Source organism: Vibrio sp. MM46, from assembly GCF_027587135.1.
In the GTDB taxonomy this organism is placed as follows: domain Bacteria; phylum Pseudomonadota; class Gammaproteobacteria; order Enterobacterales; family Vibrionaceae; genus Vibrio; species Vibrio harveyi.
This window is the reverse complement of sequence record NZ_JAPPTO010000004.1, coordinates 133,851-148,676: the sequence shown is the minus strand read 5'-3', so window position 1 is coordinate 148,676 and position 14,826 is coordinate 133,851. Positions and strand designations below refer to the sequence as shown.

The window sequence follows — 14,826 nt, the reverse complement described above, 5'->3', positions numbered from 1 at the left end:
GCAGTCAACAACGCTGTAGCGTCATGCGCAAACGGGAAAATAAGGTATAAGAATGAAAACATTACAAGTTGCAACCATCGCGCTGATTGTTGGTGGTGCTTTAGGGTTTGGTGCTAATCATTTTCTTGCGGGCTCAGCTCACGACATGAGTGCGATGGGTGGAACTTCCGCAGCAAGTTCTAATGATCCACTCTATTGGGTTGCTCCAATGGATCCCAACTACAAACGTGATAAACCGGGTAAATCTCCAATGGGCATGGATTTGATTCCGGTTTACGCAGAAGACCTCTCCGGTGAACAAGAGGCGCCCGGTACGGTGACTATCGATCCTTCAGTAGAAAATAACCTCGGGGTCAAAACCGCAAATGTGGCACTACAACAGTTATCACCACGCATCGAAACGGTTGGTTATATCGCCTTCGATGAAAGTCTGTTATGGCAAACCAACGTTCGTGTTGCGGGTTGGGTAGAAAAACTCTACATCAATGCTGTGGGTGAGAAGGTGAAGAAAGGCGATGTGCTTTTCACTCTCTACTCTCCGGAACTGGTTAAGGCACAGGAAGAACTGCTGAATGCTTACCGTACTGGTCGTAAAGGGCTAGTGAAAGGGGCGACTGAGCGCTTAGTAACGCTTGGCGTTGACCGTGCCCAAATCAAATCCATTACTCGTCGTGGCAAAGCATCCCAAACCATTGAAATTAAAGCACCTGCTGATGGCGTTATCGCGAGCTTAAACGTGCGAGAAGGTGGCTATTTGTCTCCGGCTCAAGCGGTGATCAGTGCTGGTCCTTTGGACAATGTTTGGGTTGATGCGGAAGTCTTTGAGCGTCAAGCACATTGGATGAAAGCCGGCTCTCAAGCCACGATGACCCTTGACGCCATTCCGGGTACTGAATGGCAAGGTGTCGTGGATTACGTGTACCCAATCCTCGACCCTAAAACACGTACGTTACGCGTACGTCTCAAGTTCCTTAACCCAAATGGCGATCTAAAGCCTAACATGTTTGCCAATATCGCGTTGCAGCCTGTCACTGACGATGCGGTATTAACCATTCCTAAGTCATCCGTTATTCGCTCCGGCGGTATGACTCGCGTTGTTCTGGCTGAAGGTAATGGCAAATACCGTTCTGCTCGAATTGAAGTCGGTCGTGAAGCTGGCGAACAAATCGAAGTATTACAAGGACTTAAACAAGACGACAAGATCGTAACGTCATCTCACTTCATGCTTGACTCTGAATCAAGCCAGTCAGCAGATCTGTCTCGCATCAACGGCATAGAAGCAGCGGCAGAAACGGCATGGGCAAAAGGCGAAATCACAGATGTAATGAGAGATCACCGCATGCTGACCATTAACCACCAGCCGGTACCAGAATGGGATTGGCCAGGCATGGTGATGAACTTTACTTTTGCTGATGGCGTCGAGATGGGTGACTTGAAAAAAGGTCAGGCTATCGAATTTGAAATGCAGAAAACAGAATCTGGTCAGTACCAAATCGTTGACTATAAGGCAGACAACAGCGTCATTGCAGCTGAAGTTTGGCTAACTGGTGACATCACGATGCTGATGGCTGATTTTGGCATGATTACCTTAAACCACCTACCAGTAGCAGAATGGAATTGGGATGCGGGCGAAATGAACTTCTCTGTCGGTGAAGAGGTGGATTTATCAGGTTTTGAAGAAGGAGAAAAAGTTCGGTTTCTAGTTGAAAAACAAGGTTCTGATTACATTCTTAAACAGCTAACGCCAGCAACAGAGGCGGTTGAGGAATCACTATGATCAGTGCAATTATTCGTTGGTCATTGAGCAACCGTTTCTTAGTGTTGATCGCGACCTTAGCTCTTGTATTAGGCGGACTTTACAGTGTAAAGAATACGCCTGTTGATGCCATTCCGGATCTTTCTGATGTGCAAGTGATCATCAAGACAAGCTATCCGGGTCAGGCTCCTCAAGTCGTCGAGGATCAAGTCACTTACCCACTCACAACCGCCATGCTTGCCGTGCCCGGTGCTGAGACGGTTCGTGGCTACTCCTTCTTTGGTGACTCTTACGTTTATATCATTTTCAACGATGATACCGACATGTACTGGGCACGTTCTCGCGTGTTGGAGTACTTAAGCCAAGTAGCACCAAAGCTCCCACCGAACGCAAAACCAACCTTAGGTCCTGATGCGACAGGCGTAGGCTGGGTTTACAGCTACGTATTACAAGACAAAACCGGCAAGCATGATTTGGCTGATCTTCGCAGCCTGCAAGACTGGTTCTTGAAGTACGAGTTGCAAACCGTTGATGGCGTTTCTGAAGTCGCTACCGTGGGCGGTATGGTGAAGCAATACCAAGTACAGATTGATCCTGCCAAGCTGCGTGCTTACAACCTCACTTTGCAACAAGTGAACATGGCAATCCAAAACGGCAACCAAGAAACCGGCGCGTCCGTTATCGAAGTTGCGGAAGCCGAACACATGGTTCGTACCACGGGTTACTTAACCAGCATTGAAGACATCAAATCACTGCCTCTAAAAGTCACCGAGAAAGGCACTCCGTTACTATTAGGAGACATCGCAGACATTAACCTTGGTCCACAAATGCGCCGTGGTATCTCTGAGTTGAATGGCGAAGGTGAAGCTGTGGGTGGGGTTATCGTGATGCGCTTTGGTGAAAACGCCAGTGAAGTGATTGCGAAAGTCAAAGACAAACTTGCAGACCTGCAACGCAGCCTACCAGAAGGCGTAGAAATTGTGGCAACCTACGACCGCTCTACCCTTATCGATTCAGCGGTAGAAAACCTATGGAAGAAGCTTGCAGAAGAGTTCATCGTCGTTGCGATTGTGTGTGCGTTGTTCCTATTCCACATTCGTTCTTCATTGGTTATCGCTCTGAGTCTACCTGTCGGTATTCTTAGTGCGTTTATCGTGATGCATTGGCAAGGCATCAACGCCAACATCATGTCCTTGGGTGGTATTGCGATAGCCATTGGTGCCATGGTGGATGGCGCAATCGTGATGATTGAAAACGTTCATAAGCACATTGAACGAACGCCACTGACCGACAAGAACCGCTGGCAAGTAATTGGCAAAGCCGCAGAGGAGGTCGGCGCACCGCTGTTCTTCTCGTTGCTGATCATTACACTTAGCTTCGTACCGGTGTTCGCCTTAGAAGGTCAGGAAGGCAAGATGTTCTCGCCGCTTGCGTTCACTAAGACTTACGCCATGGCAGCGGCAGCAGGTTTGGCAATCACACTCGTCCCTGTTCTTATGGGCTACTTCATTCGCGGCAAGGTGTTACCGGAACACAAAAACCCGGTTAACCGCAGCTTGGTCGCGTTGTACCGCCCGCTGTTGAACACCAGCTTAAAATACCCTAAGACCATGATTGTTATTGCATTAGGTCTAATGGCGTCGGCTTACTACCCAACCAGTAAACTGGGTAGCGAGTTCATCCCACCGCTGGATGAAGGCGACTTGATGTACATGCCAACGACCTACCCAGGTATCTCGATTGGTAAAGCGCGCGAGCTTCTACAACAAACCAACAAGCTGATCAAAACCGTTCCAGAAGTGAAAACCGTATGGGGCAAGATTGGTCGTGCTGAGACTGCAACCGATCCAGCGCCACTCACCATGATCGAAACCGTGATTCAGTTGAAGCCACGCGCTCAATGGCGTGAAGGCGTAACAACCGAGTCGCTACGCAAAGAGTTCGATAGTCTGGTTCAGTTCCCTGGTCTTACTAACGCTTGGGTTATGCCGATCAAAACGCGTATCGACATGCTGGCAACGGGCATCAAAACCCCTATCGGTATTAAGATCGCCGGACCCGATCTGAAAGTGATCGAGAAAATCGGTTCTCAGTTGGAGCCAATTCTTAATGGTGTACAAGGCACGGCATCGGTTTATGCAGAGCGTGTAGCAGGAGGCCGCTATGTCACGATCGACATTAAACGTCGTGCGGCAGCGCGTTACGGTTTAAGCATCAAAGATGTTCAGCAGGTGATCTCGACCGCGGTGGGCGGCATGAATGTGGGTGAAACCATCGAAGGCTTGGAGCGTTACCCAATCAACGTTCGTTACCCACAAGACTACCGTGACTCAGTGGTAAAACTGCAAAACTTACCGTTAGTGACACCAAATGGCGCTCGTATTGCACTGGCTGACGTAGCAGACATTCGTTACGAAGACGGTCCTCCAATGATCAAGACGGAAAACGCACGTCCAAACGGCTGGGTGTTTGTCGACATCGATGGTCGTGACCTTGGTTCTTACGTCGTGGAAGCGCAACAGGTCGTGGCAGATCAACTGGAGCTTCCTGCAGGTTACTCGCTGGCTTGGTCTGGTCAATACGAATACATGGAGCGTGCGAAAGATCGCTTGAGTGTCGTGGTACCAATCACCATCGCCATCATTATGCTGCTGCTTTACTTCAGCTTCCGTCGTGTAGGCGAAGTGATGATCATCATGCTTACCCTACCGCTCGCTATGGTCGGTGGTTTGTGGCTCATGCATATCCTCAACTACAACTTCTCGATTGCCGTCGGGGTCGGCTTTATTGCCCTAGCAGGTGTCGCAGTTGAGATTGGGGTCATCATGCTCGTCTACCTCAACCAAGCGTGGCACTACAAAAAACTCGATGCGGAAGAGAGCCAACAAAAGCTTGAGGCGAAAGACCTAACCGATGCCATTCGCGAAGGTGCAGGCTTACGTGTTCGCCCAGTAATGATGACGGTACTAACGGTCATTATTGGTCTGATTCCGATCATGTACGGCGAAGGTACAGGGTCAGAAGTGATGCAACGTATCGCCGCACCAATGATTGGTGGTATGGCATCGGCACTGCTACTGACGCTCTTGGTACTTCCAGCCATCTTCAAGCTGTGGAAACAACGCGAGTTGCGCCCAAGTAACTCAACTCCTAGTCAAGCAAGTACGCAAGCTGGTAATCAAATCGAAAACACCGACAACAAAGCTCACACTGGCAACAAGGCGTAATCCCTACCTTCCCCTCAAACAATCCGTTTTGAGGGGAAGTAACCAAGTTATTAATGAATTAAAACAAGGATATAAAAATGAAAAAGACACTAATCACTCTTGCTCTAGCCCTAACTACAACGGCTGCCTTTGCCCAAATGGATCATGGCAATATGAAGCATGAAAATATGGACCACGGCAGCATGAAGATGGACCACAGTAAAATGGACCATTCAAACATGATGGATATGCCGGGCATGTCGGCAGTTGGTATGCCTGCAAAAGGGGCAAAGCCAGACAAAGTGGTACACGTTATCTTAGGTGATGACATGACAATCAAGTTCAAGAAGGACGCTAAGATTGAGCCAAACGATGTGGTGCAGTTTGTAGTCATGAACACGGGTAAAATCAACCACGAGTTCACTATCGGTTCTGCCAAAGAGCAGCTAGAGCATCGTGAAATGATGAAGACAATGACTGGTGGGCACATGCACGACTCAGGCAATTCTGTGACGGTAGAACCGGGCAAAGCGAAGCAGTTATTGTGGCATTTCCACGGTGACAACAACGTTGAGTTCGCGTGCAACATTCCGGGGCATGCGGAAGCTGGCATGGTTAAAAGTATCGAGCTGTAGTATCAAATCAAATATACAAAAGGAGCTGTTCATTCAGCTCCTTTCTCATTCAATAACGATTTTCATCTCATTACAAACAGCTCTTCGTGATAGCTTCTTTCAATATTAAATTGACACGCCTCGAGCTCTTTTTTCAATGTTTTTGAGAACGCTTTAGGCCCACAGAAGTACATTTCATACTGATTTAAATGACCACATTGCGCGATGATACGCTCAGCATTTAAACGTGGTGCTTTCAATGTGTCTATCACATGCAAGTTGACGTGGGATTGGTGAGCAAGGTGCCACAGCTCATCAACTAAATGGCTATCCACACCACGTGTACAATAAAACAAGTGCACGTTATTGTTACTCGCTTTCGTTTTTAATGCTTCCAAAGCAGCGAAGAAAGAAGCAATACCTACCCCACCAGCAACCCAAATTTGCGGTTTATCTAAATCAAATGCTAAACGACCGTAAGGACCTTCTATCGTGACTGCGTCCCCATTTCGCACTCGTTCATAAAGCCCAGTGGTAAAGTCACCCAGCTCCTTGATTAAGAAACGCAGTTCGTTACTTTCACTACCGGATACAATGGTAAATGGATGCGCATCTTCGTCACCAAAGCGTAAGTAGGCAAATTGCCCCACATTATGTCCTTGCCAAGACGCGTCCGATTTTAAAACTAACTCCATCACCTCTGCTTGTGGGAAGTAACGTGTAGAAGTCACCATAGCGGAGTGTTTATTCCGACGTCCAACCAAGCCAAACAAACTGTAAAGTGCGGCGATCGAACCAACGACTGCAAAGGCGACCGTAACGTAGTAAACAGGCTCACCCCAGTACGCGCGTTTTAACAACAGCACGGAATGGATAGCAATCAATAGATAAGCAGCCGACATCAAACGGTGAGAGAGTTTGAACGGTTTGTATTTTATCGCACTCCACAAAGAAACCACCAACAACACCAACAGTAAGTAGAAGCCCCACTCACCAAGGCTCTGCCCAAATTCACGTAGACCACTAACCCAAGCTTCAATGCCAGACAAATTACCAGCAGGTCCTACTCCCGAGTGTTTTACTGGTCTCGCCAATACTCCCGACATAACCAACCATTTCGGCACTTGATACCAAAGCCAGTGCACAATACCCAATGCAACACCGCTAATACCTAACCATTTATGCACTCGATACGCTTTGTCCATGCCATGAAGCCAGTTTTCAACCACGGGCAGACGCATCGCCAACACCATGGTGACCGACATCAACATCAAAGACAAAATGCCTGAATATTGGATCATGGCAGATCGCCATTCAAAGACATTGCTGGACGAGAAAAGCTGCGGCTCCATCGCAAACCATAATACGGACATCACGGCGATCATTGCCCAGATGATATTGCGGATTGTTTTCATGATTGGTTACTCGGTTAATCGACAACTTTACTTTAGTCCTTCACATGTAAAACAACGTCAATAAGCGTAAAAACGGGTAAAGCTTGGCATATGCAAAGATTCCTACAGAAAAAAGACATGAATCTAACAGTTATTAGAGTATTCACTCGTTATAGTTCCGGGTAATGTCACCAGAGTAAGAACTGGTATTAATAACACTAAGAAAATCAACGATGAAAAAGCTATTTCTGCTGCTCGGATTGTTAGCCTGTTCAAGTGCAACTTACGCCGCCAAAATCAATGAAGACCTCGCTGCAATAGAAGAACATATCTCAGGTCGCATCGGTGTTTCGGTTTGGGATACACAAACCGATGAGCATTGGGATTATCGTGGCGATGAGCGCTTTCCCATGATGAGCACCTTCAAAACACTCGCATGTGCGACCATGCTAAATGACATGGATAATGAAAAGCTCGATAAGAACGCGACCGCTAAAGTAGAAGAACGCAACATGGTGGTGTGGTCTCCGGTGATGGACCGCATGGCTGGTCAAACGACTCGCATTGAGCATGCTTGTGAAGCCGCGATGCTGATGAGTGACAACACCGCAGCCAACATTGTTTTGCGCAGTGTGGGTGGACCTCGTGGTGTGACAATGTTCTTGCGTACCATTGGAGACAAAGCAACCCGACTTGACCGTTTTGAGCCGAGATTGAATGAAGCGAAACCGGGCGACAAGCAAGACACGACAACACCTAACGCCATGGTAAACACCCTACACACCCTACTAGAAGGCGACGCGCTATCGTATGAATCTCGCATTCAATTAAAGATCTGGATGCAAGACAACAAGGTATCTGACTCTCTAATGCGTTCTGTGTTGCCTAAAGGCTGGTCAATTGCAGATCGTTCTGGCGCAGGCGGTTTTGGCTCACGTGGTATCACCGCGATGATCTGGAAAGAAAATCACAAGCCTGTTTACATCAGTATCTATATCACCGGCACCGATCTGTCACTGCAAGCTCGTGACCAAGTGATTGCTCAGATTAGCCAACTGGTGTTGGACGAATACAAAAATATTTAACACTAACTTTATGATTAACAACGGAGCTCTCAGGCTCCGTTTTTTTATATCTACGATCTTAGTTGACATAGGTAGAACGATCGCTCTACCCTAAAGTAGAACATTCATTCTACCTTAAGAAAACGCTATGTTGAAAGAACAGATCGCCGCCAATTTAGAACAAGCTTTTAGCGAACTTGGGTTTGCAGAGCCGAGTGTCGCGCAGCTCAAAGCCGCTTGTGGCGTGAGCTTGCGAACTTTGTACAAGCATTATCCTTCGAAAGAAGAAATGATCGTTGCCGCACTAGAACACCGTCACCAACGCTACCTGAATTTCCTGTTGGATAACTCTCCACAAACAGGGTTAGAGGCGACTCAGCATATCTTCAGTAAGCTCAAACAATGGATGGAAGACTACGCACCGCATGGTTGCATGTCGATGAACGCGGTTGCGGCATTTCCCGAACACGACATCATCAACCAAACCGTGAAAGCACATAAAGAAGACGTTCGACATTTTTTGGGTAAACAGAGCCTTCGCCAAGACCTCGCCACACAGCTGTTCTTATTACACGAAGGGGTATCCAGCGCTTGGCCGGTACTGGGTAACGAGGCTCTGAACTCTGCGCAACAAGCTGTTTTAAGATTGCTAAAGGAAGATTAATCATGACAACACTACCAACCACAATGAAAGGTGTTCTATTGACCGGTCACGGCGGACCAGAAATGTTGGAATACCGCCAAGATATTCCTGTCCCAACGCCAAAAGAGAACGAAGTGCTGATTCGTGTATCCGCAGCGGGCGTGAACAATACCGATATCAATACGCGTATTGGCTGGTATTCAAAAGGCGACAACGACAGCGAGGATGCAAGTTGGAGCGGCAATGCACTGGTTCTTCCACGCATTCAAGGCGCTGACGTCTGTGGCGAGATTGTTGCCGTGGGTAGTATGGTAGATGAACGCCGCATAGGTGAACGCGTTCTAATTGAGCCTTGCTTAAGCGATGTAAATGGCGAAACCATTAATCCACCTTGGTACTTTGGCTCAGAATGCGACGGTGGATTTGCTGAATACACCGTGGTTTCAGCTACGCACGCATACAAACTAAACACGAATTTGAGCGATGTAGAGCTTGCGTCTTTCCCATGTTCGTACTCAACGGCAGAAAACATGCTCACGCGCTCTCGTGTTGCCAAGGGAGATCGTGTCTTGATTTCTGGTGCTTCCGGCGGGGTCGGTTCTGCAGCGATTCAACTTGCCAAAGCACGCGGTGCCATCGTTATTGCCATCACAAGTCCAAGCAAAAATGAACAAGTGCTAGAACTGGGCGCAGATGAAGTCGTGCCACGCAACGCAAATCTTGTTGAAGCACTTGGCAACAACAGCGTCGATGTGGTGATTGATTTAGTTGCTGGCGACCAGTGGTCACAGTTTCTCGATGTATTACGCCCGAAAGGTCGCTACGCGGTCTCAGGTGCCATTGGCGGCGCGATGGTTGAGTTAGATGTGCGCACTCTGTATCTCAAAGATCTCAGCTTCTTTGGTTGTACCGTCCTTGAGCCTGAAGTGTTTGGAAACTTGGTTCATCATATTGAACAAGGCAACATCAAACCATTGGTCGCGCAGACTTTCCCACTTGAAGACATCAACCAAGCGCAAGCGGCATTCCAAGAGAAGGGGCACGTAGGCAAGATGGTCCTTACCGTGAAATAATACTGATGATGAAGCAGTACTTATGACGAAACCTGAAGAGATATCATATATGTAAGCTATCTCAGGATGAAGATCGGAAAGTAGACTCCAACATGAAAACGGTAGGTTTTGTTTGGCGATGCAACTCAAACACGTACTACCGTTTTTAAGTTCCCGCTTATCTGCAATGAATTTTTAGAGCAAAAACAAATGCTGATAAGGTGATTGTCGCATGTATTGACCCCGAAATCTCCAATCAATTAACTGATTAACGTCAACTCCCCCTTTATCAATTCAAAGCAGTACCCCGCTCAAATCAACAAAACAACGACCATGGCTAACAGGCCACCTTGATAGGTTTTGGTTAATCTTGCTACACACAAAACAAATAACGAAAAGCAGGTAGTTATGCAAGGTGTTACTAATGTTTCTCCTATCAGTCGACCAATCATCTCTACACCAGTTACACAAGCACAAAATCAAGGTCAACTCGGTGGTTTGAGTGTGAGCACACAAACACCGTCAGATGCGATCCGCAATATGATGCTAGAACGTCTTAATAACGTTGCAGCAGCCAACCCAGCACCGATCAGTTCATTATCTCTGAAAAGCGCGACACCAGAACAAAGTGCAGAACCTAGATCAAGGCTACAAAACTTTAAAACAGCAGTACAAACTCTAGGCGATCGTATTTTGCATGCTCTGGTCAGTACGAAAACCGCTTCGTTACGCAATTCAGTAGCAAAACATAACGGCGAGGTAACCATGCAGCTCTCCCAAGTAACGGGCAGCATCAAAAACGCCATTTTGAAAGACACCAATACCTCTGGCGGATGCTGTGAAGCACTCAGCGCACATTGGATGAAGGCAAGAGCGGAAGGTTCTAATTTAGGGGAGCAGTTATTTCAATCAGGAACAGCAAGCGATAAAGGCAAGTTGAATAAAGAGACAATGCAGTCCGTCGCGCAACTGCAAACCGATGGCATGCTTGGCAATCACCAAGAAACTATCACAGAAGGTTGGTTAAGAAGCAATAACATCGAATCGCCTTATAGAGAACTCGGTTCATTATCACGCGTGAGTGGGCAAACAAGCCGTGGCAAAAATGGAGCGGCAGAACTCGCTGCGAAGATCGTTGATAATGGTCCTAAAACATCACTATTTAAGAAGATTGGTCTGGAAGGACCAAGTAATGCACATGCCGTTGCTGCGGCTGTAGATGGGGATAACGTGACGTTCTTTGACCCTAACTTCGGCGAGTTTTCTTTCTCAAGCAAAGAAGATTTCACCAACTGGTTTACTCAGGATTTCTGGCATAAATCAGGCTACGACCTACCAAAATTTGGTTTATCCGGAGAGTTTAGCATCGTCAACTTGGAGGCTAACCATTAATGACAACCACATTCGAGTACCTAGTTAGCAGCTTTTTTGAAAAGAATGGTCTAGAGAGCCCAATCGTAAAAGATGGCATTTACAGTCTGCTTATCAACGAAAAATATCAACTTCACTTCACGCATCAGAATGAAGAGTGGATGGTCCTATATGCAGAGCTGGGTGAGATGAACCCAATATCAGAGCAACTGGCAAAGAGCAATATCTTTGGTGAATATTGGCCTTCTCACGTTGTTTCTCATCAAGAAAACACCGCGGTTTTATGGTCTCAACAACCTATTGCGATGCTTAATGTGGCAGCATTAGAAGCATGGGTAGAGTGCTTTATTCAGGACCTTATCGAAAAACAGGCTGCGATTTCTGATGTGGATCCAACCCCAGAAAACACTCAGCCAACAAATATCCGACCGCATATGATCTCAGTGTAAATACACCCAAATAACCTTGAGATGCTAACTTCAGCGAGAATGACTTGGGTATAGACTTAGCATAAGTAACGCCCGCGTGATTGGGCGTTACTTATTCGTGGATTGAGCGCGGCAACACCAGATTGCCTTATCTCTTTTACCAATACGCAGGACTATCCAAACCTTGCACGCAAGAAGATGTGCCTTGAGTTGGCGTCAACTCACCTGTAAGTGATTGCGCCAACCAACCATGTGGAAAGCTCAAGGCATGTGGCGCTTTGAACTGTTCCTCGGAGACTTGTTGGAACCCAACGCGCGAATAGAAGTTAGGATCGCCGTAGGTAAATACCAACTCAATGCCTTGCTGTTTTAAGTGTTCCAGACCAAAGTTGATCAAGGCTTGTCCTACGCCTTTTCCTTGACATTCTGTCAGAGTTGCCATTGGTGATAATAGATAACCTACTTCACCACTCTCAAAGCGTAGTGGCGTAAACAACACACCTGCAATTAAGCGTTCACCTTGTTTAGCCACAAAGCCTTTTAGCTCCTGTTCTGGGGTTGTTTTCAGTAAGTCACCGACGAGCGAGCCGATGGTTTTGCCTTCTACTTCGCCTTCAGAATCAGAAAAGGTTTGAGTAAATAAAGCGATCATCTCGCTGCTCATTATTCTCTCATAAGGAGAAAGTGTGTAGTTTGTTCTTTGTGTGTTTTGATTTGTTGTTTCGTTCATTTTTCTATCAATCTTTTTGTAAGATATACATCTGATACGCCACTTCGTTACCACGGCGTTTAACGATATCTAATTCAACTTGTATGTCTTTTAATGCTTGTGATTCCGGCATCTCGGCTTTCAAACTTTGCACACGCTCATCTAAAGGAACGTAGTAGTTGTCCCATGCCTGTTGGCTAATTGGGAACGTCTCTAGCGCATGGTATCCCGCTGCATTTGCTTGCTTAATTCGCTTCTCGACACTGCCCACATCTGGGTACTCTTTCTTCCAGAACGCCACCGTATCTTCACTTGGTGTATCGGTGTTCCAAACCAAATCGCTCAGCACTAAAATACCACCTTCTTTAAGCAATGGACGCCATGCTTTGAATGCGTTCTCCACGCCCATGATGTATGCACTGCCTTCTGCCCAAATGACATCGGCCGAGCCTTCTGCAAACGGGAGCTCTGTCATGCTGGCACACACTGTTGTGATCTTGTCCCTTAAACCGAGAGTTTGAGCTTTGCCTTTCAGGCGCTGCAACGATGGTTCGTCATTATCAACAGCAGTAACATGTGCATGTTGAGCCAGCGTGCGAGTCGCGATACCTTGTCCACAGCCGATTTCCAGAATTTCATCAGGTTGCGTAGGTAGCATACTCAATGCCTTCAAGGTGTCTTGCTCTGCTCCCGGCCCCCAAAATTCCAAGGCTTCATATACGCGGAAGAAGTCCGCCATGTAATCTTCATGAGTGTTCATATCTTTTGATAACCAACGTAAGTGAAGGGCCTCTTTCTCGCTAAAACCTTGCGTCATAAGCCATTTCAAGTGCGCATCCGGTGCAACTTCATCCAACGATTCATGCCAATCGGTTAACGGTGTTTCGCCCAGCAGCGCCGCCAAAAGCTGACGTGATTTCTGCTTTTGCTCAATCTCTTCATCGAGGAGCCTGAGCCTTTCTAGCATCAATTGGCGATCTACTTTAGCTTCCAGACAGGCTTTACACTCCTTGAGCGTCAGTCCGCCGCTTTGCAATTGCTGGATCAAACGCAAGCGTTGTAGATCCGCATCGCTATAAGCGCGGTAGCCGTTGCTTAACCGTTGCCCTTTGATGAGCTCAATCTTCTCGTAATAGAGCAATGTGGTGCGAGACAAACCCAGCATCTCTGCCAGTTCCGATATCCGATACATGTAATTTTCCTCAGCGCTGATGAAAGCATCTTAAACTGTAGAGTTATAGACAGGTCAACATGAATTGTAGGAAAAGATACGATCAAAGATAAAACGCGGAGAGAAAAGCATCAGGTTACTAAAAGGTAACTGGTTGAATTAACACTCTTGGTCTCCATATCCATTTTATAACTCGAAAAAGTAAGGTCTGCTTTATGGAATCAGTAATCAAAATCGATGTAGTTTCAGATGTGGTTTGCCCTTGGTGCATCATCGGCTACAAACGCTTACAACAAGCAATTCAAGAGCTAGGATTGGAAGACAAAATTGAGTTGGAATGGCAACCGTTCGAATTGAACCCAAACATGCCAGCAGAAGGAGAAAACCTACGCCAGCACCTAGCGAATAAATACGGCACAACACCGGAAGACAGTGTTCGTGCACGTGATAACCTGACTAATCTAGGTAAAGAAGTGGGGTTCGACTTTGATTACTTTGATGACATGAAGATGGTCAATACGCGAGATGCGCACGTACTGCTGCAATGGGCGGAGCAATTTGGTAAGCAAACTGAATTGAAGTTAGCCCTGTTTACTGCGTTCTTTGGTCAACGCAAAGATGTCTCTGACCGAAGCACACTGGCAGCGATTCTGACTGACATTGGTTTAGATGCAAATATGGGCATCGCCACCCTAGACGATGCAAGTAATGCTGACTCTATCGAGTATCAAGAAAGCCAATGGCATCAACTTGGCGTGAGCTCAGTACCAACAGTGGTGTTCAATATGGAAAGTGCTGTGACAGGCGCACAACCAGTGGAAGTGTATAAACAAATCCTAACAGAGTATGCGGAGAAGTTAGGACAGTAAGGTTGAAGACTCGCGAGATAGGCATATCGTTCACTTCGATACGCCTATCTATGTATTTACTTACAGCTTGGTATCAAGGTCTGATACATGGTTTTAAAACCTCGCAAAGACACGTCTACCTTTTCAACTTTTGGTGCATCGCCTTTCAACTCAACCTTCAGCGAATTTGCTTGGTAAAAATCATTAAGTTGCTCGACTGGCACTGTAGCCCAATGTGTCTTTCCTTTGATCCAAACATCCATAGTAAACGCTTGTCCATTGTCTAATGATGCTTTCGCTGCGTAGCCCAACTCTTCTCGTAACAAGCCGTTAAAAAAGAGTAAGTTCACACCTTCTGTCGTGCATCGCAATGCAACAGTATCAACGTTAGCGTCACTTCTGACACTTGAAACCCCAAGGATTACAGCTTCGCCGGTATCAAAACTCTTAGATTCGTAGTGTTCCCAATCTTGATAGGTGTTAGTCAGTTCCAAACCTGCATTTGCGCTAAATGCGACCGCTGCTAATAATCCTATTAGTCGTTGTTTTTTCATCTCTTTAACCTAAACC

General features: G+C 46.7%; 13 protein-coding genes. 9 read left to right on the top strand and 4 right to left on the bottom strand.

What is annotated here, in order from left to right:
- The first annotated feature begins 52 nt into the window (after positions 1-52).
- The 3 genes from OH459_RS06225 (at position 53) to copI (ending at position 5,597) form a co-directional block, all read left to right on the top strand.
- A complete protein-coding gene (locus OH459_RS06225) occupies positions 53-1,777 on the top strand; it encodes an efflux RND transporter periplasmic adaptor subunit (protein WP_009697104.1) in 1,725 nt (574 codons plus the stop codon).
- Positions 1,774-4,983 (top strand): efflux RND transporter permease subunit, encoded by a 3,210-nt coding sequence (locus OH459_RS06220; protein ID WP_269986049.1) that lies wholly within the window; start codon positions 1,774-1,776, stop codon positions 4,981-4,983. Before OH459_RS06225 ends, OH459_RS06220 begins: the two co-directional genes overlap by 4 nt.
- Positions 4,984-5,060: 77 nt before the next feature.
- Positions 5,061-5,597 carry a copper-resistant cuproprotein CopI gene (gene copI / locus OH459_RS06215; protein WP_269986048.1) on the top strand — a complete coding sequence of 179 codons (537 nt, stop codon included), beginning with the start codon at positions 5,061-5,063 and terminating at the stop codon, positions 5,595-5,597.
- Between the two features lie 62 nt (positions 5,598-5,659).
- Here the strand turns inward: copI and OH459_RS06210 are convergent, their stop codons facing one another.
- A complete protein-coding gene (locus tag OH459_RS06210; protein WP_269986047.1) occupies positions 5,660-6,991 on the bottom strand; it encodes a ferredoxin reductase family protein in 1,332 nt (443 codons plus the stop codon).
- Positions 6,992-7,203: 212 nt separating this feature from the next.
- Here OH459_RS06210 and blaCARB point away from each other — a divergent pair, with 212 nt between their 5' ends.
- The 5 genes from blaCARB (at position 7,204) to OH459_RS06185 (ending at position 11,549) form a co-directional block, all read left to right on the top strand.
- On the top strand, positions 7,204-8,055 hold the full coding sequence (gene blaCARB / locus OH459_RS06205; RefSeq protein ID WP_005452579.1) for a CARB/PSE/RTG family carbenicillin-hydrolyzing class A beta-lactamase: 852 nt from the start codon (positions 7,204-7,206) through the stop codon (positions 8,053-8,055).
- A gap of 127 nt (positions 8,056-8,182) precedes the next feature.
- Positions 8,183-8,698 carry a TetR/AcrR family transcriptional regulator gene (locus OH459_RS06200; protein WP_009700062.1) on the top strand — a complete coding sequence of 172 codons (516 nt, stop codon included), beginning with the start codon at positions 8,183-8,185 and terminating at the stop codon, positions 8,696-8,698.
- Positions 8,699-8,700: 2 nt separating this feature from the next.
- Positions 8,701-9,750, top strand: coding sequence for an alcohol dehydrogenase family protein (locus tag OH459_RS06195; RefSeq protein ID WP_017189507.1), 1,050 nt, complete (start codon positions 8,701-8,703; stop codon positions 9,748-9,750).
- A gap of 387 nt (positions 9,751-10,137) precedes the next feature.
- Positions 10,138-11,121, top strand: coding sequence for a YopT-type cysteine protease domain-containing protein (locus OH459_RS06190; protein WP_017189508.1), 984 nt, complete (start codon positions 10,138-10,140; stop codon positions 11,119-11,121).
- Positions 11,121-11,549, top strand: a complete 429-nt coding sequence (locus tag OH459_RS06185; protein WP_017189509.1) for a CesT family type III secretion system chaperone — start codon at positions 11,121-11,123, stop codon at positions 11,547-11,549. The genes OH459_RS06190 and OH459_RS06185 overlap by 1 nt, the downstream gene beginning before the upstream one ends.
- A gap of 136 nt (positions 11,550-11,685) precedes the next feature.
- Here OH459_RS06185 and OH459_RS06180 read toward each other — a convergent pair whose 3' ends face one another.
- Together OH459_RS06180 and OH459_RS06175 are read right to left on the bottom strand one after the other, a co-directional pair.
- Complete coding sequence (locus tag OH459_RS06180; RefSeq protein ID WP_269986044.1) at positions 11,686-12,258, bottom strand: GNAT family N-acetyltransferase; 573 nt, start codon at positions 12,256-12,258, stop codon at positions 11,686-11,688.
- 7 nt (positions 12,259-12,265) lie between these two features.
- A complete protein-coding gene (locus OH459_RS06175; RefSeq protein ID WP_050923136.1) occupies positions 12,266-13,429 on the bottom strand; it encodes a MerR family transcriptional regulator in 1,164 nt (387 codons plus the stop codon).
- Between the two features lie 194 nt (positions 13,430-13,623).
- On the opposite strand from OH459_RS06175, the gene OH459_RS06170 reads away from it, so the two are divergent.
- Positions 13,624-14,277, top strand: a complete 654-nt coding sequence (locus OH459_RS06170; RefSeq protein WP_050934743.1) for a DsbA family oxidoreductase — start codon at positions 13,624-13,626, stop codon at positions 14,275-14,277.
- Positions 14,278-14,333: 56 nt separating this feature from the next.
- Here the strand turns inward: OH459_RS06170 and OH459_RS06165 are convergent, their stop codons facing one another.
- The gene (locus OH459_RS06165) at positions 14,334-14,810 is read right to left on the bottom strand and encodes a hypothetical protein (protein ID WP_029788413.1); all 477 of its coding nucleotides are present in this window, start codon (positions 14,808-14,810) and stop codon (positions 14,334-14,336) included.
- Positions 14,811-14,826: the final 16 nt, after the last annotated feature.

Excerpts from the sequence above, each read along its gene's own strand:
- OH459_RS06165 (WP_029788413.1), bottom strand. The coding sequence starts at position 14,810 with ATGAAAAAACAACGACTAATAGGATTATTAGCAGCGGTCGCATTTAGC.
- OH459_RS06210 (WP_269986047.1), bottom strand. The coding sequence starts at position 6,991 with ATGAAAACAATCCGCAATATCATCTGGGCAATGATCGCCGTGATGTCC.
- OH459_RS06190 (WP_017189508.1), top strand. The coding sequence starts at position 10,138 with ATGCAAGGTGTTACTAATGTTTCTCCTATCAGTCGACCAATCATCTCT.
- OH459_RS06200 (WP_009700062.1), top strand. The coding sequence starts at position 8,183 with ATGTTGAAAGAACAGATCGCCGCCAATTTAGAACAAGCTTTTAGCGAA.
- OH459_RS06175 (WP_050923136.1), bottom strand. The coding sequence starts at position 13,429 with ATGTATCGGATATCGGAACTGGCAGAGATGCTGGGTTTGTCTCGCACC.
- OH459_RS06180 (WP_269986044.1), bottom strand. The coding sequence starts at position 12,258 with ATGAACGAAACAACAAATCAAAACACACAAAGAACAAACTACACACTT.
- OH459_RS06170 (WP_050934743.1), top strand. The coding sequence starts at position 13,624 with ATGGAATCAGTAATCAAAATCGATGTAGTTTCAGATGTGGTTTGCCCT.
- OH459_RS06195 (WP_017189507.1), top strand. The coding sequence starts at position 8,701 with ATGACAACACTACCAACCACAATGAAAGGTGTTCTATTGACCGGTCAC.
- blaCARB (WP_005452579.1), top strand. The coding sequence starts at position 7,204 with ATGAAAAAGCTATTTCTGCTGCTCGGATTGTTAGCCTGTTCAAGTGCA.
- OH459_RS06220 (WP_269986049.1), top strand. The coding sequence starts at position 1,774 with ATGATCAGTGCAATTATTCGTTGGTCATTGAGCAACCGTTTCTTAGTG.
- OH459_RS06185 (WP_017189509.1), top strand. The coding sequence starts at position 11,121 with ATGACAACCACATTCGAGTACCTAGTTAGCAGCTTTTTTGAAAAGAAT.
- copI (WP_269986048.1), top strand. The coding sequence starts at position 5,061 with ATGAAAAAGACACTAATCACTCTTGCTCTAGCCCTAACTACAACGGCT.
- OH459_RS06225 (WP_009697104.1), top strand. The coding sequence starts at position 53 with ATGAAAACATTACAAGTTGCAACCATCGCGCTGATTGTTGGTGGTGCT.